General features: G+C 31.1%; 18 protein-coding genes. 17 read left to right on the top strand and 1 reads right to left on the bottom strand.

Translation table 11 applies throughout. The features are described from left to right. Nucleotides 1–48 precede the first annotated feature (48 nt). The 7 genes from bioB to ACWW38_RS05155 all read left to right on the top strand — a co-directional run bounded on the left by bioB (nt 49) and on the right by ACWW38_RS05155 (nt 9,253). Nucleotides 49–1,005 (top strand): biotin synthase BioB, encoded by a 957-nt coding sequence (gene bioB / locus ACWW38_RS05185; protein ID WP_456259744.1) that lies wholly within the window; start codon nt 49–51, stop codon nt 1,003–1,005. A gap of 198 nt (nt 1,006–1,203) precedes the next feature. Further along, the gene (locus tag ACWW38_RS05180; RefSeq protein ID WP_456259743.1) at nt 1,204–2,982 is read left to right on the top strand and encodes an aminopeptidase P family protein; all 1,779 of its coding nucleotides are present in this window, start codon (nt 1,204–1,206) and stop codon (nt 2,980–2,982) included. Between the two features lie 231 nt (nt 2,983–3,213). Continuing rightward, the gene (trkA, locus tag ACWW38_RS05175) at nt 3,214–4,620 is read left to right on the top strand and encodes a Trk system potassium transporter TrkA (RefSeq protein ID WP_456259742.1); all 1,407 of its coding nucleotides are present in this window, start codon (nt 3,214–3,216) and stop codon (nt 4,618–4,620) included. After that, the gene (locus tag ACWW38_RS05170) at nt 4,571–6,022 is read left to right on the top strand and encodes a TrkH family potassium uptake protein (protein ID WP_456259741.1); all 1,452 of its coding nucleotides are present in this window, start codon (nt 4,571–4,573) and stop codon (nt 6,020–6,022) included. The genes trkA and ACWW38_RS05170 overlap by 50 nt, the downstream gene beginning before the upstream one ends. A gap of 238 nt (nt 6,023–6,260) precedes the next feature. Beyond that, on the top strand, nt 6,261–7,025 hold the full coding sequence (locus tag ACWW38_RS05165; protein WP_456259740.1) for a DUF4358 domain-containing protein: 765 nt from the start codon (nt 6,261–6,263) through the stop codon (nt 7,023–7,025). Between the two features lie 12 nt (nt 7,026–7,037). Next, nucleotides 7,038–8,168, top strand: a complete 1,131-nt coding sequence (locus tag ACWW38_RS05160) for a DHHW family protein (protein ID WP_456259739.1) — start codon at nt 7,038–7,040, stop codon at nt 8,166–8,168. A 764-nt stretch (nt 8,169–8,932) separates the two neighbouring features. After that, nucleotides 8,933–9,253, top strand: coding sequence for a PadR family transcriptional regulator (locus ACWW38_RS05155; RefSeq protein ID WP_456259738.1), 321 nt, complete (start codon nt 8,933–8,935; stop codon nt 9,251–9,253). Between the two features lie 144 nt (nt 9,254–9,397). On the opposite strand, the gene ACWW38_RS05150 is transcribed toward ACWW38_RS05155, so the two are convergent. Next, nucleotides 9,398–10,576, bottom strand: a complete 1,179-nt coding sequence (locus ACWW38_RS05150; RefSeq protein WP_456257925.1) for an IS110 family RNA-guided transposase — start codon at nt 10,574–10,576, stop codon at nt 9,398–9,400. A 299-nt stretch (nt 10,577–10,875) separates the two neighbouring features. On the opposite strand from ACWW38_RS05150, the gene ACWW38_RS05145 reads away from it, so the two are divergent. From ACWW38_RS05145 to ACWW38_RS05100, 10 genes are all read left to right on the top strand, one after another. Next, nucleotides 10,876–11,487: a hypothetical protein gene (locus tag ACWW38_RS05145; RefSeq protein WP_456259737.1), complete on the top strand. Its 612-nt coding sequence runs from the start codon at nt 10,876–10,878 to the stop codon at nt 11,485–11,487. A 5-nt stretch (nt 11,488–11,492) separates the two neighbouring features. Continuing rightward, nucleotides 11,493–11,720 (top strand): hypothetical protein, encoded by a 228-nt coding sequence (locus tag ACWW38_RS05140; protein ID WP_456259736.1) that lies wholly within the window; start codon nt 11,493–11,495, stop codon nt 11,718–11,720. A 53-nt stretch (nt 11,721–11,773) separates the two neighbouring features. Further along, a complete protein-coding gene (locus ACWW38_RS05135; RefSeq protein ID WP_456259735.1) occupies nt 11,774–12,415 on the top strand; it encodes a YidC/Oxa1 family membrane protein insertase in 642 nt (213 codons plus the stop codon). A 613-nt stretch (nt 12,416–13,028) separates the two neighbouring features. Further along, the gene (gene yjeM, locus ACWW38_RS05130; RefSeq protein WP_456259734.1) at nt 13,029–14,540 is read left to right on the top strand and encodes a glutamate/gamma-aminobutyrate family transporter YjeM; all 1,512 of its coding nucleotides are present in this window, start codon (nt 13,029–13,031) and stop codon (nt 14,538–14,540) included. 126 nt (nt 14,541–14,666) lie between these two features. Continuing rightward, nucleotides 14,667–15,596 (top strand): ribokinase, encoded by a 930-nt coding sequence (rbsK, locus tag ACWW38_RS05125; protein ID WP_456259733.1) that lies wholly within the window; start codon nt 14,667–14,669, stop codon nt 15,594–15,596. 2 nt (nt 15,597–15,598) lie between these two features. Beyond that, nucleotides 15,599–15,994, top strand: a complete 396-nt coding sequence (rbsD, locus tag ACWW38_RS05120) for a D-ribose pyranase (RefSeq protein ID WP_456259732.1) — start codon at nt 15,599–15,601, stop codon at nt 15,992–15,994. A 45-nt stretch (nt 15,995–16,039) separates the two neighbouring features. Beyond that, a complete protein-coding gene (locus tag ACWW38_RS05115; protein ID WP_456259731.1) occupies nt 16,040–17,539 on the top strand; it encodes a sugar ABC transporter ATP-binding protein in 1,500 nt (499 codons plus the stop codon). A 35-nt stretch (nt 17,540–17,574) separates the two neighbouring features. Beyond that, a complete protein-coding gene (gene rbsC, locus ACWW38_RS05110) occupies nt 17,575–18,504 on the top strand; it encodes a ribose ABC transporter permease (RefSeq protein ID WP_456259730.1) in 930 nt (309 codons plus the stop codon). A 54-nt stretch (nt 18,505–18,558) separates the two neighbouring features. Beyond that, nucleotides 18,559–19,494, top strand: a complete 936-nt coding sequence (rbsB, locus tag ACWW38_RS05105; RefSeq protein WP_456259729.1) for a ribose ABC transporter substrate-binding protein RbsB — start codon at nt 18,559–18,561, stop codon at nt 19,492–19,494. 301 nt (nt 19,495–19,795) lie between these two features. Further along, complete coding sequence (locus ACWW38_RS05100) at nt 19,796–20,791, top strand: LacI family DNA-binding transcriptional regulator (protein WP_456259728.1); 996 nt, start codon at nt 19,796–19,798, stop codon at nt 20,789–20,791. Nucleotides 20,792–21,208 lie beyond the last annotated feature (417 nt).

Genomic DNA, 21,208 nt, shown 5'->3' with positions numbered 1-21,208 from the left:
ATTATAAGTTTACAAATGGATAAAAGTATGAAAATAGGGGGAAAGAATATGATATGGGGTTTAGTAAAAAAAATAATAGAAGAAGATTATTTAATTTCAAAGGAAGAAGCACTAGAAATTATTCGTGGAAATTTAGAAGAATTGCTTCAAGGTGCTGATAAATTAAGAAAAGTTTTCAACGGTAATGTAGTGGATTTGTGTTCAATTATAAATGCAAAGTGTGGAAAATGTTCTGAAGACTGTAAATTTTGTGCACAATCAGCTCATTATAATACAGAAGTGAGTAGCTATTCATTGATGGAATACAATGAAATTTTAAAGATGGCACTAGAAAATGAAAAAGAAGGGGTTCATAGATTCTCTTTGGTTACCTCCGGAAGAGGACTTAATGATGAAGAGCTTAATAAGGCAGTTAATATATATAAAAGATTAAAAGAAGACTCAAGTATAAGCCTTTGTGCATCTCTTGGAATAATTGATGAAGAGCAGTTGAAAAAGTTGCAGGAAGTTGGGGTTAACAGGTATCATCATAACTTAGAAACCAGCAGAGAATATTATTCAGAAATATGCAGTACTCATTCTTATGATGAAAGAATAGATACTCTAAAGGCAGCTAAAAGAGCCGGACTTGATCTCTGCTCTGGGGGGATTATAGGCATGGGTGAGACTATGAAAGATAGGATAGATTTAGCTTTACAGCTTAGAGATTTAGAGGTTAGCTGTATTCCTATAAATATACTTATGCCTGTAAAAGGAACTCCATTAGAAAATATAAAACCGATAAAGGAAGAAGATATACTAAGGACAATAGCTATATTTAAGTTTATAAATCCAAAGGCATCAATAAGAATTGCAGGGGGAAGGGCATATCTTAATAACAATGGAGAAATGGCCTTTAAAGCTGGAGCTTCAGCTACTATAACTGGAAACTACTTAACTACATCTGGAAACAAAATAAAAGATGACATTGAACTTATAAAATCTATAGGACTAAGTATTGAGTAGACCATGTATTTTTACATGGTTATTTTTATTCTAAAAGTACTTCATAAATATATCCAAATTATATTTATAAGCTGTATAATAGTCATGTGCACAAAAAAGATAAAGCTATAGATATAGGGAGGAAAACTAAAAATTTTATAACTAATAAAATGTAACTCTGAAAGAGGTAAGTTATAAAAGGAAATGGAGAGGTAATATATGACGATTAAAAAGAGAATTGAAGATTTAAGACAACTTATGAAAAAAAACAACATGGATGCCTATATAGTTCCTAGTTTTGATGCTCATCAAAGTGAATATGTAGCAGAACATTGGAAATGCAGGCAGTGGATATCAGGCTTTACAGGTTCAGCAGGTACTGTAGTTATTACATTGAATGATGCAGGACTTTGGACAGATGGAAGGTACTATATTCAAGCTGAAAAACAACTACAGGGTTCTGGAATAAGATTATTTAGAGCTGTAGACCCAGGAGTGCCTTCTTATATAGAGTGGTTAAGAGATAATCTTAAAGATGGAAGTGTTGTTGGTTTTGATGGAAATGTATTTTCAGTGGATATGGTTAAAGATATGAAAAAAGCATTTAAATCAAAGGGAATAACATTGAAAATAGATGAAGATTTAATAAATGGAATTTGGGAGGATAGACCACAAATACCTTCACATCCAATATTCTTACATGATGTAAAATATGCAGGAATGTCTGCAGGAGAAAAGCTAGATAAAGTAAGAAAGGAAATGAAAAGACAAATTTCAAACTACTATTTATTAAGTTCCTTAGATGACATTGCATGGCTTCTAAATATAAGAGGAGAAGATGTACCAAATAATCCAGTAGCAATATCTCATGTAATAGTATCAGAAGATAAATGTCATTTATTCATTAATCCTTCAAAGATAGCTGATAGAGTAAAATTAGAGCTTGAAAAAGAAGGTATTGAAATAAGAAGTTATCAAGAAGTAGCAAAGTTTTTAAGTAATATTAAAGATAGAGATGTTGTTATGTTTGATCCTATTAAAACAAGCATTGGGCTATATAATGCAATTGATGAAAAGGTTGAAAAAGTAGAACAAGCTAATATCACTACTAAATTAAAAGCTGTTAAAAATGAAACTGAAATAGAAAATTTAAAAGGCTGCCAAATAAAAGATGGAGTGGCCATGGTGAAGTTTATAAAATGGCTAAAGACTTGCGGAGAAAATGAAACAATAACAGAAATTTCAGCATCAGAAAAGCTTCATGGATTTAGAAGTGAGCAAGAGAATTTTGTTAATGTAAGTTTTGACACTATAGCAGGTTATAAAGATCATGCAGCTATGATGCATTATAAAGCAAACAAGGATACAGATTATAAATTAGAAAAAGAAGGCTTCCTATTAGTTGATTCAGGTGGACAATATTTTGATGGTACAACAGATATTACAAGAACTATAGTACTTGGAAAACTTACTAATGAAGAAAAGAGAGATTTTACATTAGTATTAAAAGCATATATTGGACTTGATACTGTTAAATTTTTATATGGGGCTACAGGATCTAATTTAGATGTATTAGCAAGAAGACCAATCTGGGAACAAGGACTAGATTATAAATGTGGTACAGGCCATGGAGTAGGATTTTTCTTGAATGTCCATGAAGGACCACAAAGATTCAGCCAAGTACCTAATGATATAAAACTAGAAAAAGGCATGATTATCACTAATGAACCTGGAATATATAAAGAAGGCAAGCATGGAATTAGAACTGAAAATATGATGCTGGTAGTTGAAGATGAAAAGACAGAGTTTGGACAGTTTATGAAATTTGAAGCTATTACATATTGCCCTATTGATATTGAAGGAATAGATAAAGAGCTGTTAACTAAAAATGAAATAGAATGGTTAAATAATTATAACAAAAATGTATATGAAAAATTGTCACCATATTTAAATAAAGAAGAAAAAGAATGGCTAAAAACAGAGACTAAGATGATATAAAAATTAGTGAATTAATATAAAGAGAATTAATAAAAACAGCACCTTAAGAATAATCTAGATTTTATGACAGCTAGTTATAATTTAAGGAAATATTAAGAAACTACAGATAAATACAAAATAACATAGAGTAACATGAAATAAGGCAGATAAATTGGAATTACCTGTCTTATTTTTTATTGTATAATTACTTTATATATATTAATAACGGACCGTAAAAGACAGGAGGAACTCATGAATATTATAATCATTGGGGCAGGAAAGGTTGGATATAATTTAGCAGAAAATCTAGCAAGTGAGAATCACAGTATAGTAATTATAGATAAAAATCTTCAAGTGCTAAAAAGAGCGGAAGAAAATTTAGATGTTTTATGCATTAGAGGAAATGGAGTTAGTACTAGTACTTTAATGAAAGCAGGAGTAAGCAATGCAGATTTGCTTATTGCGGTTACTGATAGCGATGAAATAAATATGGTTTGCTGCCTCACAGCTAAAAAGCTTAAAGCAGCCCACACCATTGCAAGAGTTAGAGATCCTGAGTATGCTAGAGAACTTTCACTGCTAAAAGAGCAATTGGAGTTGGAGATGGTTATTAATCCTGAATTAGCTGCAGCAGATGAAATTGCACAAACTCTTAAATTTCCTTCAGCTATAAATGTGGAAAGCTTTGCTAAAGGCAGGGTTAAAATGGTTCAGTTTAAAATATCAAATGATATGCTTATTTTAGGTAAACCCTTAAAAGAAGTTTTACATAATATTGATGCTTCTGTATTAGTGGGCTTAGTTATAAGAGATAATGAAGTAATTGTTCCTAAAGGTGATTTTATATTTCAGGAAAATGATATAATTCATGTCATTGGAAGAACAGCTAGTATTAGCAGTTTTTCTCAGTGGGCAGGTACTTCTCCATATGAATTAAAAAATATTATGATTCTTGGGGGAGGAAGAATTGCTTATTATTTAACTAATATTTTATTAGATATAGGTATGAAGGTAAAAATTATTGAAATTGATAAAGAGCGCTGCTTAGAACTTTCAGAACTTCTTCCTAAGGCTCTTATTATTAATGCTGATGGTACAGATGAAGAACTACTCTTATCTGAGAATATAAATGATATGGATGCATTTATAGCAGTAACAGGTATTGATGAGGAAAATCTATTATCCTCACTATTAGTTAAACAAAAGGGAGTAAAAAATGTTATTTCTAAAATAAGCAGAACTAACTATACAAATATTATGAATAACTTAGGGATTGATAGAACAATTTGTCCTAAAGCTATTACTACAAATCAGATATTAAAATATGTAAGAGGGAATAATATACAGGCGCTATATAGAATAGTTGATGGAAAAGCTGAAGTATTGGAGTTTATAGCAGATGAAAATAATAAAATCATAAATACTCCATTAAAAGATATAAAATTTAAAGATGATGTTATTATAGCAACCATAGTTAGAGATAATCAAATTATCATTCCTCATGGTAATGATACTATAATGAGTGGGGATAGAGTTATTGTTATTACTAAAGATAAAAATATCTGCAGTTTAAATGACCTAACTACTGGCTTAGATGGAGGAATATACGATGAACTTTGGAATGGTATTAAGAAGCTTGGGGATATTATTAATATGTGAAGCAGTGGCAATGGTTCCGTCACTTCTAGTGGCTTTTATATATGGGCAAAATGATGCTAGTGCTTTCATTATTACCATTGTTATGCTACTTGCTTTTGGAATTATAGCTGCAACAACTAAACCCAAAAGTAAAAATATATATGCAAGAGATGGCTTTGCAATTGTAGCGATTGGATGGCTTTTAATTTCTTTTTTTGGCGCCCTACCTTTTGTATTTAGTGGAGCAATACCTTCAATTGTGGATAGTTTCTTTGAAGCAAGTTCCGGGCTTACAACTACTGGAGCTAGTATATTGACTGATGTGGAGGCTCTTCCTAAGGGAATATTATTTTGGAGAAGCTTTACCCATTGGATTGGTGGTATGGGGGTACTAGTAATGACTTTAGCTATATTACCATCTATAGGAGCTAGGAGCCTTCAAATTATGAAAGCTGAAAGTCCAGGGCCCACTCCAGGAAAATTAGTACCTAAAGTAGGGAAAACTGCGAAAATTTTATATGGAATTTATTTTGTAATTACAGTTATCCAAGTTATACTGCTTAAAATAGCAGGTATGCCATTTTATGATTCTTTAGTACATAGTTTTGGAACTGTGGGTACAGGTGGATTTTCAATTAAGGGATTAAGTATAGGATATTACAATAACATATATATTGAAGTTATAATTACATTCTTTATGTTAGCTTGTGGTGTAAATTTTTCACTTTATTATGCTGCATTAAAAGGTAGTATAAAAAACATTTTTAAAGATGAAGAATTTAAGCTTTATATGGGAATAGTCCTTATTTCTATAATTCTAATAACTATTAACATTCATGGAAACATTTTTAAAAGCATAGGGGAATCTTTAAGGCACTCATCCTTCCAAGTTGCTTCTATTATAACTACTACTGGTTATGCCACCACAGATTTTAATCAATGGCCAACCTTTAGTAAGATGATTTTATTGTCTTTGATGTTTGTAGGAGGCTGTGCCGGTTCTACAGGAGGAGGAATAAAGAATATTAGAATATTATTTCTCTTTAAAATCATGAGAAGAGAACTATTAAAAATAATACATCCTAGAGCAGTATATACTGTAAAGTTTGGTGGTAAATCAGTAGAGGAAGAAACATTGATGGAAGTACTGTCATTTTTCTTTATGTATTTATTTATATTTCTTATGGCTGTTTTCGTTATTTCCCTAGAGGGAAGGGATACACTTACTTCTATTTCGGCTGTAGCAGGAACTCTAGGGAATATAGGGCCAGGCTTTGGAATATTGGGACCTATGGGAAATTATTCAGAACTTACATATTTAAGCAAAATAGTTCTATCATTATGTATGATTATAGGAAGACTTGAAATTTATCCAATATTGTTGTTGCTTGTTCCAAGTTTTTGGAAGAAGGTAAATATTTAAATTATATATATAGATTTAAAGTGATTAAGTCCTATGAAACTATTTATTTCATAGGACTTATTGTATTGTTAACTTTATATATAAAATTTAGTTTAAGTGGATGCTAAATTTTATTTACTTAAAATATATTGAAATTATGCGGACCTTTTGTGATAATTTTTCGTTTTATATAATGTATGGATATACAGGAATGATTTTTATAAAACTTAAACTAAACATAAAGAGGAGGCATATTTAAATGTTAAAAAAACAAATTAGTTTATTACTTTCACTATTAATTATTGCTACGGCGGTTGGGTGTTCTAAAAAAGAGGAGAATAAAAGTGTAGCAGCTAACCAGGAACAGCAAATAACAGATCAAAATAAAACTGATGAAGTAAAAGATAAAGAGCAGTTAGAGGAAAGTAAGGAAAAATCAGAGAAACCTCAAGATAGCTCTCAAAATCCAAGTAAACCTACCGATAAGAATCAATCAAATAAAAAAACAGAAACAACTACTAAACCTAAAAATAATGGAAATACAAATACACAAAATACCAATAACACAAAGCCACAAACTCCGGAAGCTATAAAACCTAATAAACCAACTCCAAAACCAGAAAAACCTGCTGAAGTAAATGTAGCTGTTAAGGATATCGGAGAAAAAATTATGAGTCAGGTTAAATTTTCACATGTGATGCCTGTTTCGGGTGAAAGGTTACAGGAAGGCTATCCTTTTGATGAAAGCATGGTTTCAGAATATGTAGTTTACCAAGCAATGATTAATGTAAGATCTGATGAATTGGCTATTTTTAAGCTTAAGGATAAGAGCAATATGGCTAATATTGAAAAAGCTATAAATACAAGACTAGGGCAGCTTGATAAAATTTGGGGTTCATACTTACCTGATCAGCACGAAAAAGTAAAAAATCATATTATTATCAAAAAAGGTAATTACATTATGTTTGCTATTTCAGATAATCAGCAAAAAGTTGAGGAAGTATTTAATAGTATTCTAAAATAAGGAGAATAAGCTTTGAAGGTATATCATAAGTTTTTGACTATTATAATGGCAGCTTTTTTATTGATTGTAGCAGCATTAAATATTATAATTCCAGATAAAAATTTTTCAGAATCAGAAAATAGGGTACTGAAAAAAAGGCCTGATTTTTCATGGGACAAACTTTTAAAAGGAAAGTTTACTACAGATTATGAAGAGTATATTACCGACCAATTTGCTTTCAGAGATTTTTGGGTAAGCATGAAGTCAGCTGTAGAGATTGGGCTTCATAAAAAGGATAGCAATGGAGTTTACCTTGGAAAGGATGGATACTTACTTCAAAAAGTTGATAAAGTTGATAAAAATATTTTCAATAAAAATATTGAAGCTATAAATACTTTTGCCAAAGATAATCCATCTACATCTATGTACTTTCTTTTAGCTCCTAATTCTGCAGAAATGTTGAAAGAAAAGCTGCCTAAATTTGCTCCACATAAAGATCAGTTGTCTATAATTAATGAAGTTAAAAAGAATTTAAATACTAAAGTGAAATTTGTGGATGTGTACAATGATTTAGCTTCACATAAAGATGAATATATTTATTACAAGACGGACCATCATTGGACATCTCTAGGTGCATATTATGCCTATAAAAACTTGGCTTTAACTATGGAAAATAGTCCTCTAAATATAGATGATTTTAATGTTGAAAAGGTAACAGATAAATTTTATGGCACTCTTTATTCTAAAGGAAATTATAGATTTATCAATCCAGATTCTATTCATATATTTAAGCCTAAAGTAGAGCTTAAATATAAGGTAGAATATTTAGATGACGGTAAATCTAGCAGTAGTTTATATGAGTTAAGTCATTTAGAAAAAAAGGATAAGTATTCAGTTTTCTTAGATGGGAATCATGCTCTTGTAACTATATCTACTGGAGCTAATACTGGTAGAAAGCTGCTAGTACTAAAGGATTCTTATGCCCATAGCTTGGTTCCATTTTTGACCAATCATTATGATGAAATTCATATGATTGACCTAAGGTATTTTAATATGGATATAGATGATTATATGAAACAATTTAATTTAAATGAAGTGCTGCTATTGTACAATGTATCGTCCTTTACAGAAGATAATTCCATAGCAAAGGTAAAATTCAAATAGCAGCAGACATAATAAACACGTTATGTAAGAATAGTGCGGCAAAATGGCGGCATGTGAGATTACTTGGCTAACGCATATATGTATCATTGAGAAACCTTCAGTTCATAGAGTAGTACTAAAGGCTGCTTTATTTAAAAATCTTACCCCGCTTCATCCGACGTCCTGTCGGGGAGCGGGCTGTGCTCGTCCGTGAGCACAATTACAGATTTTTAAAACAGCAGCCTTAAGTACTACTAGTTATTCCTTCAAAGTTTCTTCAATTGATACATATATGCTAGCCAGTAATCTTACATGCCTTAATTAGTTACAATTAAAAAGTATTATAGTAAATAGTATGAGGTAAACAAAGCGTTCTATAAAATAACCTATCTATTATTTTGGGTAACTACAGAATTTAGTAAATCAAGGTCGCTATTGCTTATACTATATACATGTATTTACAACTATAATGATAAATAATATTAAGAATATAAATAATTTGCTAGCTACAGTAAGTACTATGTCAATAGTTTCCTAAGAAAGGGCATAGTACTTTGACCCGATTAGGGTGACGAGGTTTTAGGCGGAGCATGATGATAGCAGGTAACTACAATTGTCATCCACACTTTGTTCACAACCACTGGGGTCTTTGCATTTTCGATATTATAGGTTATTAACAATTTCTTAAAACATAGGCTTTTATTTAAGAGACTACTTGACAATACATAGTAGTCAGAGTATTATAAAGAATATAAGCTACTATGTATTGCAAAGTAGGTGATTAAATGGCAAATGTTACTCAGATATTAAAGGGCTTGCTAGAGGGATGTATTTTGAAAATTGTTAGAGAAAGTGAGACTTATGGATATGAAATATGTGAAAAGTTAATAAACTATGGATTTAAAGATGTTTCAGAGGGAAGTGTATACCCTATACTAATAAGGCTTGAAAAGAAAAAGTTTCTCTATTCGGTAATGAAAAAATCTCCACTTGGACCTATGAGAAAATATTATTATCTTACAGAAGAAGGAATAGGAGAACTGGAAAGCTTCATAGATTCTTGGAAAGAAATTAAGCAAAATATTGATAATGTTTTGGAGGGATAAGCATGGTATTAGAATGGAGACTTAAAAAAATTAGACTAACTATATGAAGTCAAGGTAATTTTAAAAGAAAAGTTATATTTTTAGTTTCTTAAAAAAGTGCATGACAAATAAAGCAACCTAGTTGCCTTTTTTAAAAAGTCAGGATTACATTTGTGGAATAAATGTGGTATTGGTTTTTAAAAGATAAAATACAACACGTATAAGCTTTTTAGCAACATGGCTCATGGCAACATAGTAATGCTTACCTTCTGACTGTTTCTTTGATAAGTATAATGCAAAGGTTGAATCTCTCATTGAAACAGTTCTAGATGCAGTAAGTATAGCCCAACGGAGATATGTAGAGCCACGTTTTACCATCGGTGTATGAGAAGCACTGTATTTACCAGATTGATATGTAGAAGGATCTAATCCAGCGAATGCTAAAAGTTTAGCTGGGCTTGTAAACTTCTCTATATCTCCAATTTCAGAAAGTATTATAGCTGCTAGAGTATATGAGATACCTGGAATACTCATTATTGGAGAATTAATCTCGGTAACAACTTCTTTTATTTGAAGGTCTAAAGCATCAATCTCAGCTTGAACTGATTGAATTAACCTAATAGTTTGTTGTAATTCAAAAGATAAAGATTTTGTGCTAGTTCCAATTGAATGCCTAGCGGCTTCTTTTAAAGCGGTAGCTTTATCTTTTCCATATTTGCCCCTAGAAGCCTTACTTAGAATACTAGTAAGCTTAGTGAGATGGCAATTAGCCACGTCCTGCGGACCAGGTAACTCCGACAGGAGGCAATAAGAGGAATTTTGATGAATTGACCAAAAGTATTTAGGTAGTTCAGGAAACATGATATCTATTAGTCTTGTTATTGATATTTTTAATTTTCCTCTATAACCGATTAAACGATATCTATGTCTAGTTAGTGACTTTAGCTCTTGAATCTGATATGATACTGGTGAATAGGATTTTGTATCATCAGAAAAGAGCATTTTAGCAATAACTAATGCATCCGTTTTATCGGTCTTAGTTTTCCTAAGGGTTTGAGCCTTACGGAAAAGATTTGTAGCTAAAGGGTTGAGAATAGAAAGCTTGAAACCTTTAGCATACAAGAAGTTTTGGAGATTAGTGCTATAATGACCTGTTGATTCAAGTCCTATTTTTACGTTAGAAATATCCTTGTCAGGCAGAGAGGAAAGAATTGAGAAATAAAGCAATTCAAAGCCTTCACGAGAATTGGATATACGTAAAGAATCATTAATAATAACACCATCTGAATCAACGATACAGCAGTCATGCTTCTCTTTAGCTACATCGATTCCAATATAAATCATAAGAACACTCCTTATAGTTTAGTCCGCTATGTTCCACTCACTTTATGCTAAATGTATCCTTGCTCTATATAAAACGTCATGCGTTATCTAACTAATTAACAAATAAGCATAAAGCTGTGGTTATATCCTAATTTAAATAGTCTAGCTATATGTAAAAAAACTAATCCACAGCGTCTTATGTTATTATAGTAAATTATCTTTAAGAAAGGAAAAGTATAATGAATTTACTATGAGTTCATTATACAAGGTTAAGAGAGCAGAAAAAATTAAATTCAACTAATTTATCATTGTTTAAAAGTATGGTTTCATATATTCAGTGTAGTGAGCTGAGAGAAGTAGAAAAAGAAGATATTTTACAACAGATAATGGACATGATGCTTCAAGCTCAAATTGAGAATAAAACTGTAGATTTATTCATTGGTAATGACTATGAAGTGTTTTGCAAGTCAATAGTTGAAGAATACAGCAGTGATAAAAATTCCATATATAAATTATTAAATCATATTCAAAAATATTTAGTGTGGATGATCTCAATTTCTTTGATTATTGCTATAGTGGGTGGAGTAAGTAATGAAAGCTTAAATCTAAGTATAACATTAGAGCAGTTTATACTAGCTAATGCTATAGCACTAATTATTGTTCCAATATCAAAAATAGAAAAGCGAAAAACAACCTCCCTTTCATTATATCAAAGACTATTTATATACAAGGGAATTAGTACAAAAAGTGCTTATGCATTTATAGTATTTGCAGTTTTAGTTTTAGGATCACAGGCTATAATTAAAACCTTTATTGGAGTTGAGGCGTTAAACTATACACTATATTTTATTAATAATATTTTATACGTATTTATGATATTATTAATAATAGGTAGTATTGAAGTTTACAAAGTATTATATAACAAGAGGTAAAGTTTATGAAGATAGATACATTTTATGTATTGCAGATAATGACCATAATTATTTTCTTAAGCAGCATGGCTATATATGGTATAAGTATTTTGAAAAAAGATGTTAGAGCTTTAAGCTGCAGACTAATTAAATATACTTTTACGAAGATAAGCAGCTTTTTAAAATTACTTATTATTGAGGATTATGTGTCCTATGAAAAATATCAGATATGGAGATTTTGTGTACATTTTTAATTAGAAATGATATTCCTAATATAAAAAGTTATTAATTGAGGAGAGATTATAATATGAATATCATTTTTAATATTTTAAATACACTGTTAAGTTCTATTTTCAATTTCACTGGAGACTGGGGAGTGTCCATAATTATATTGACTTTACTGGTTAGACTTGCATTACTTCCAATATCTATAAAACAAAAGATTAGTCTTGATAAACAGCAGGAGATGTCTCGAAAAATTGAAGATTTAAAAAGAAAGTATAGCAATGATAAGAAAAAGCTTGAAACTGAAATGAAAAAGCACTATGAAGAAAGTGCTAAGGGTATGCTTGGATGTTTAGTAAGCTTGCTACAAATACCTATAATTTCTTCCTTATATTTTGTTATTACAAAAATGCCTGCTGAGGTGGGAACGTTTATAATTCCCTGGGTATCTAGCATTAAAATAGCGGATAAGTATTTTATTATACCTATAATATATATGCTAGTTTCTATGTGTCCGGGCTTATTGTCTTACTTAAACTACTTCAAGAGTATAAAAAGAACTAGAACTACAAAAGGAAATTTAATTTCAATGGCTATTTTTAGTATAATACTAACTATAAAAGCACCTGTAGCCATAGGATTATATTTTATAACTACAAGCTTATTCTCGCTAATTGAGGAAATTGTATATAGAATCTATATGAAAAACAAAGCGTTAACATAAGTATAGTGCAACAAAATAGCGGCATGTAAGATTACTTGGCCAACGCATATATGTATCATTGAGAAACCTTCAGTTCATATGATACATATATGCTAGCCAGTAATCTTACATGCCTTAATTAGTTACAACTAATAATTACTACAGTAAATACTAAAAGGACTTCAAAAATCAAAATGATAATTTTGCATGGCGTAGCCGCACTGCAAAGTTACTAAGTATATATTATTGAAGATAGTTAAAAAGCTATCTTATTTTTTTATCTATAACTAGCAATTTATTTTAATCTGATATTTTTAAACTAGTACCTCTATTAAGGCTAATTATTTATTTAATAGATATATAATTTGATTGTAATTCTATATTTCTCAATTGATTGATATCAATAAAGTACTAATACTATTTCAGCAGGCTACGCCTAAAACTATGACACCCTAATCGGGCTAAAGTGCTCTGCACTTTTTTAATAAGCCGATTGATATAATTCTTACTAAGGATCTCTTGAGAATTATAAGAGTTAAAAAATTTTTGTAGAATAATTGTATTTTATGAAGAATTACATATAACTATATTTATCAAATAAGTTTAAGAAAAATACCTTAAGGAGAGATGATAGGTGGATAAGAATACAAAAGAAATTAAAAAGCTAACTTTAATGGCCTTAGTGTTAATGATCTTTACTTCAGTATTTGGTTTTGCTAATATGCCTAGATCCTATTATCTAATGGGATATGGTGCAATACCATGGTATGTCCTATCTGCAATAACATTTTTCATTCCTTTTGCATTTATGATGGCTGAATATGGATCAGCATTTAAAAATGAAAAAGGCGGTATTTATTCATGGATGGAAAAGTCTGTTGGTCCTAAATATGCATTTGTCGGCACATTTATGTGGTATGCATCTTATATAATATGGATGGTAAATATTTCTTCAACTATTTGGATTCCATTATCTAATTCAATATTTGGAAAAGATATAACTTCTACTTGGTCATTATTTGGGCTAAGTTCAACACAGACTTTAGGTATATTAGGAGTAACTTGGATTATAGTAGTAACATTTACTGCTTCAAGAGGTCTAGAGAAAATAACTAAGTTTACATCCATAGGAGGTACTGCGGTAGCATTGTTAAATATAGTACTACTTATTGGAGCGTTAATTGTATTAATTGCAAATGGCGGTAATTTAGCAGAACCACTTACAACTAGAGCTTTAGTACAATCTCCTAATCCGAAATACCAATCTCCTATTGCAATACTGTCATTTTTAGTATTTGCTATTTTTGCCTATGGTGGTATAGAAGTGGTAGGAGGTCTTGTAGATCAAACAGAGAATCCAGAAAGAGATTTTCCAAAGGGGATTACTGTTGCTGCAATAATTATTGCTGTAGGTTATTCTGTAGGAATATTTTTAAATGGAATATTTACTAACTGGAGTCAAGTGTTATCGGCGAAAGAAGTACATATGGGGAATGTTGCCTATGTAGTTATGCATAATTTGGGATATCAGCTAGGACAAAGCTTTGGATTAAATACTACAGCAGCGTTATCCATGGGAGCTTGGGTTGCTAGATTTGTTGGATTTTCAATGTTTTTAGCATTAACAGGTGCATTTTTTACATTATCTTATGCTCCACTTAAACAAATAATAGAAGGAACTCCAAATGAATTGTGGCCAGGAAACATAGGAGAAGTTGAGCACGGGATGCCACTAAAAGCAATGTGGGTTCAATGTGCTATTGTATCACTAATAATTTTACTAGTATCCTTTGGGGGAGAAGGTGCCGCTCAATTTTTTAACAAGCTAGTACTAATGACTAATGTAGCAATGACACTTCCTTATTTATTTATATCAGGAGCTTTTGCTGCCTTTAAAAAGAAAAGTGAAATAAATAAGCCATTTGTAGTTTTTAAAAGCTATACTAGCGGACTTTTAGCTGCTGTAATAGTTACATTTACTGTTGGTTTTGCTAACTTTTTTACTATAATTGAACCAGCTACAAATAGAGATATTAAATCTACAATATGGATGATTGTTGGCCCTATATTCTTTACTGTGGCAGCACTTTTAATGTATGGAAGATATGAGAAGAAGGTTATAAAAAAGGAAAATAACAAAAAATAAAAAGTATTGACAAGGTTTTAAGTTTGTTATAAAATTTACTTAACCGGTTAAGTAAACCGGTTAAGTAATAGCGAATTATTCAGAATAATATAATAAATTGTAAATTATATTGAAGAAGGTGATAGGATGAATAAAGTTTGCATTTTAGGAAGCATTAATATGGATATAATTTTAAATGTTAAAAGAATGCCAGCAATTGGTGAAACAATTTTTGGTGAAGATATTAAAAATGCAGGAGGCGGAAAAGGAGCTAATCAAGCTGTAGCTTCAAAGAGATCTGGTGCAGAAGTATTTATGGTAGGTAAAGTAGGTAAAGACAAAAATGGTGAAGAATTAACTGCAAGCCTTGTAAACGATAACATAAATGTTGACTATATATTTAAGGATAATACAGTACCTACAGGCACAGCGGTTATAACAGTTAGTGAAGAAGGAAACAATTCAATAATTGTAGTACCAGGAGCAAATATGACAATAACTTCAGAAGAAATGGATAAAGCTAAAAAGGCTATAGAGCTATGTCATATGGTTATAGCTCAATTTGAAACTCCTATAGATACTACAATAGAAGCTTTTAAATATGCAAAGGAAAGTGGAAAAATAACAATATTAAATCCAGCTCCAGCAAAGAATATTCCTAGTGAACTTTACAAATACACTGATGTAATAATACCAAATGAAACTGAAATTTCTGAGCTTACAGGCATAAAGGTAGAAAATTTAGAAGAAGCTAAATTAGGTGCAGATAAGTTTTTAGAAGAAGGAGTTAAATATGTAATTGTAACTCTTGGTGAAAAAGGAGCAGCTTTAATCACTAAGGATAAAGCAGAAATAATACCTGCATATAAAGTAAATGCAGTAGATACAACAGCAGCTGGTGATAGTTTTATAGGTGGCCTTTCTAGCAAATTAGATGTAGCTAATTTTAATTACAATTCATTAAAAGAGGCAATTATATTTGGTAATAAAGTGTCTAGTATAGTTGTTCAGAAAGAAGGAGCACAGCCTTCCATACCTTATCTTAAAGACGTAATTGAAATATATGGGGAGGAATAGATGTGAAAAAAATTGGAATTTTAAATTCATCAATATCAGAAGTAATATCTAAAATGGGACATACAGATATGCTAGCTATTGGAGATTGTGGACTTCCTATTCCAGAGGAAACAAAGAGAATTGATCTTGCTCTAATTAATGGAATTCCATCATTCATAGATACACTAAAAGCTGTTATGATGGAACTTCAAGTTGAGGAGGTAGTTCTTGCCAAGGAAACTGTGGAAGTTAGCCCTAAAATATATGATGAGATAAAAGCTATTATTGGAGATGTAAAGATACAACTTATATCTCATGAAGAATTAAAGCAAAATTTAAGAAAGTGCAAGGCAGTGGTTAGAACAGGAGAGCAAACTCCATATGCAAATATAATATTAAAATCTGGAGTAGTATTTTAGATTAAATCTTAGAATACTGTTCATAAAACAAAGGAGGTATATATTATGAACGAAAGAAAGCCTCTGCTTGAAATGAAAAAGATATCAAAATCTTTCCCAGGTGTAAAAGCACTTGAGGATGTAAGCTTAAAGGCTTATGGTGGAGAGGTTTTAGCTCTATTAGGTGAAAATGGCGCAGGAAAATCAACACTTATGAAAATATTAAGTGGAGTATATAAAAAGGATTCAGGACAGATATTTGTAGATGGTAATGAAGTTGAAATAAATGGTATAAAGAATGCAGAAGCTCTTGGAATAACTATTATTCACCAAGAGTTAAGTATACTACCAAATTTAACTGTAGCGGAAAATATATTCTTAGGTAACGAGAAATTTAACGGACTAACAAGAAGAATAAATAAATCTGAAATGATAGAGAGGAGTAAAAGATTTCTTCAGCAAATAGGATGTAATGTAGATCCTACAATCCCGGTAAGAGAAATAAATGTTGGAGAAATGCAAATGCTTGAAATTGCAAAGGCTCTAACTAAAAATGCAGAAATTATTATCATGGATGAGCCAACTACAGCTTTAACAGATGTGGAAACTAGAAATCTTTTTAAAGTTATTGAAAAGTTAAAGGAAAAGGGAATAGCTGTAATATATATATCACACAGAATGGATGAAATATTTGAAATAAGTGACTCAATTACAGTTTTACGTGATGGTAAGCATATTGGAGATGTAAAGACTAGTCAAGTTAACAAAGATGATCTTATAACTATGATGGTTGGAAGAAAACTTGAAGAACAGTTCCCATATAAAGAAGTCCAAAAAGAAAAAACAATACTAAAGGTTAACAACTTATCTTTAAGTGATATTTTGAAAGATATTAATTTTGAAGTTAAGGAAGGAGAAATACTAGGAGTTGCAGGTCTAATGGGAGCAGGCAGAACAGAACTTGCAAAGACTATATTTGGAGAGTACAAAAAATCTTCAGGAGAAGTATATATTTATGATGAAAAAGTAGATATAAATTCTCCAGCAGATGCTATAAAGAATGGTATATGTTATCTTTCAGAGGACAGAAAGAAAGAAGGACTTATACTAAATATGAGTGTAGCACAAAATATGACATTGACTAATTTAAGAGCTTATGAAAATGGATTAATGAAAATTGATAAGAGCGCAGAAAGATTACAAGTTGATGAATATATTAAAAAGTTATCAATAAAGACACCTCATCAAAACCAATTGATAAGAAATCTAAGTGGTGGAAATCAACAAAAGGTAATACTTGCAAAATGGCTTATGCTTTCACCTAAAGTATTAATTATAGATGAACCAACGAAAGGAATAGACGTAGGAGCAAAAAAAGAAATATATGAAGTATTAAACGAGCTAAAGAGCATGGGCAAGGCTATAATAATGATTTCATCAGATATGGCTGAAATACTAGGAGTAAGTGATAGAGTAATTGTAATGCATGAAGGTAAAATTACAGGAGAGCTTTCAAGAGAGGAAGCTACTCAGGAAAGTATTATGAAATGTGCAATCGGTGGATAATTTCATAGATACAAAGAACAAAGGAGGAGTACACCATGAAGGCAAATTTTAAAAATTTTTTAGTGAAATATAAATCCTTATTTGGTTTATTAGTGCTTTGCATAATATTATCAATATTAACACCAAGATTTTTAACTATAAATAACCTAAGAAACGTGTTTACTCAAGTTTCTGTAAATGCTGTTATAGCAGCAGGTATGACATTCGTTATATTAACTGGAGGAATTGATTTATCAGTTGGATCTATTCTTGCCATAGCTGGAGCAGTTGCTGCTTCCATTGTAAAATCAACAGGGAATGTGTTTTTAGCTGTTATTGTTGCATTAGCAATTGGTGCAATAATTGGACTATTAAATGGAATAATAATAGCGAGAGGAAAAATTCAAGCCTTTATTGCAACATTAGTAAGTATGACGGTTTTTAGAGGAGTAACTTATGTTTATACAAACGGAACTCCAGTATCAGGACTTGGACAAAAATTTATGGTTCTTGGAAATGATAAAATTCTTGGAATGCCTATACCAGTAATAGTTACTGTGATAATATTCTTACTTAGCTATTACATCTTAGATCAAACAAGATATGGAAGATATGTATATTCTATAGGTGGTAATGAAGACACAGCTAGACTTTCAGGAATAAATACAAATAAAGTAAAGACATTAGTTTATGTAATTAGTGGTGCTATGGCTGCAGTAAGTGGAATAATAGTAACAAGCAGAATAGGTTCAGCCTCTCCTAATGCAGGTAGTGGATTTGAATTAGACGCTATAGCAGCTGTAGTGCTTGGTGGAACAAGTTTAGCAGGTGGAGAAGGAAGTATTGTTGGTACAATTATAGGTGCTGTAATCATAGGAGTACTTAACAATGGATTAAATCTTATGAATGTATCACCATTCTACCAATTAATAGTTAAAGGTTTAGTTATTTTATTAGCAGTTATGATTGATAAAAAGAATAAATAGTAGATAAGGATAAATAATAAACATTAAGATATAAAGAATAAAGGAGGAAAAAACATGAACAAAAGAGTAAAACTATTATCAATAGCTTTAACAGGATTACTAGCAATTGGTGGTTTAACAGGCTGTAGTAAAGGCGGCACAGGTGCTGGTGGAGCAGGAACTGCCGATGGTGGAAATAAAAAGATTGGTATGATAATTTCAACACAAAACAATCCTTTCTTCGTTTCAATGAAGGATGGAGCTGAAAAGAAAGCAAAGGAGCTTGGATATGAATTAATAGTTCTTGACTCACAAAATGATGCAGCAAAAGAAAGATCAAATGTAGAGGACTTAGTTCAAAAAGGTGTTGGAGCTATGATAATAAATCCAACAGATAGTGATGCAGTAGTTAACTCTATAAAGGCTGCAAATGATGCAAAGATACCAGTTTTAACAGTTGATAGAAAAGCAAATGGTGGAGAAGTTTTATCTCACATAGCTTCAGATAATGTTAAGGGTGGAGAAATGGCTGCACAATTTATTCTACAAAAGCTTAATGGAAAAGCAAATATAGTAGAACTTCAAGGTATACCAGGTGCATCTGCAACTAGAGATAGAGGTGCAGGTTTCCATAAGGGTATAGAAGGAAAAGCAGATGTTAAAGTAGTTGCAAGCCAAGCAGCAGATTTTGATAGAACAAAAGGCCTAAATGTTATGGAAAATATAATTCAATCTACACCTAATTTTAATGCAGTATTTGCTCATAATGATGAAATGGCTTTAGGTGCAGTAAAAGCTCTAAAAACAGCTAATAAAAATGTAATCATTGTTGGGTTTGATGGAAATGAAGATGCTAAAAAAGCTGTTGAAAGTGGAGAAATGGCAGCTACTATAGCACAACAACCAGACTTAATGGGAAGCATAGCTGTTGAAAATGCAATTAAAGCTATAAAAGGCGAAAATGTACAAAGTGAAATTCCTGTTAATCTTCAAGTTATAACTAAAAAATAATAAAACTAGAATGAATTAAGATTCAGAAATTTTTCTGAATCTTAATTTTTAGAGACAAATTGAAAAATTTTGATATAATTATAGTTAACTATTATATAAACAGAGTTCTTGGCTCCAGAGGGAGTTTTTACTCCCACTGAAGCTTATTAACAGAATTCTTAGGAGTTTTACTCCTTAAAAGTCGTTATCTTTTAGGGGAAATCGTTATCCAGGGACGTAGCCGCTCTTTACTCCAACTTTCAAGGAGAGGAGAGTATTAGAGCGGGCAGTCGATAAATACTTTACTTAGTGGGGTAATAGCATGAAAAAACCAACTATAATGGATATAGCTAATAGAGCTGGGGTATCAAAGGCCACAGTATCTATGGTAGTAAACAAGAAGGATGGAAGTATTAGTAAGGCTACAAGGGAAAAAATCCTTAATATTATAGAAGAAATTGGATATATTCCGAACTCTATAGCTAGAAGTTTAAGTACAAATAAATCTGGAACTATAGGTATAACTATTCCTGATATAATGAATCCATTCTTTTCACAGATTGCTAGAGCTATCGAGGATGCAGCAAGTGAATTGCAGTATAATGTAATTTTATGCAACACTGATAATTCAGAAGATAAGGAGAATATGTATATAAAGCTTCTTATAAGTAAACAAGTGGATGGAGTTATTTTGATATCTGGAGGGAAAAGTACAAACAGTATTTCACATTTAAAGTCAAATAGCATTCCTTTTGTACTTGTAGATAGATATATTGATGGATATAAAGATGAATCTGGTGTTTATTGTGAAAATAAAGAAGGAGTTATGGAAGGCGTAGAATATCTGTACTCTAAGGGAAAAAGAAAAATTGTTTTTGTAAGCGGACCTACAAAACATCATGTTTTCAAAAAGAGATTAGAAGGGTATAAAATCTTTATGAAGAGTAAAGAAATATATGATGAAAATTTAATTTTTCAAGGAGATATAACTTTACAAGGTGGAATGGAAGCTACAAAAAAAATCTTAAAATCCCTAAGTAATGTAGATGCAATTTTTTATAGCAATGATCTTATGGCATTAGGGGGAATAAAAGTCTTAACTAGAATGGGTTATTCTATCCCAAATGATATAAGTATAATGGGATTTGATAATATACAGATAACTGAATTCGTTGAACCAGAACTTACTACAATAGCTCAGCCTATATATGAAATGGGGCAAAGTGCTTGTGAATTGCTAGTTAGAAATATAAATGGTGAAGATGGAGAAAAAATAATCTTCTTTACACCAAAACTTATAGTAAGAGGAACAGCGTAATATAAGTAAAGTGCAGCAAAATGGCGGCATGTAAGATTACTTGGCTAACGCATATATGTATCATTGAGAAACCTTCAGTTCATAGAGTAGTACTAAAGGCTGCTTTATTTAAAAATCTTACCCCGCTCCATCCGACGTCCTGTCGGGGAGCGGGCTGTGCTCGTCCTTGAGCACAATTACAGATTTTTAAAACAGCAGACTTAAGTACTACTAGCTATTTCTTCAAAGTTTCTTCAATTGATACATATATGCTAGCCAGTAATCTTACATGCCTTAATTAGTTACAACTAGTAATTACTATAGTAAATACTGAAATGACTTCAAAAAGCAAAATGATAATTTTGCATGGCGTAGCCACACTATAAAGTTACCACGTAAGTATTATTGAGTACAACTTAAAGAATTACTATAAATAAA

The sequence above is a fragment of the Clostridium sp. JNZ J1-5 genome (assembly GCF_053901425.1).
Note: the sequence above shows the minus strand (reverse complement) of the source record. Positions and strands in the feature narration are given on the sequence as shown.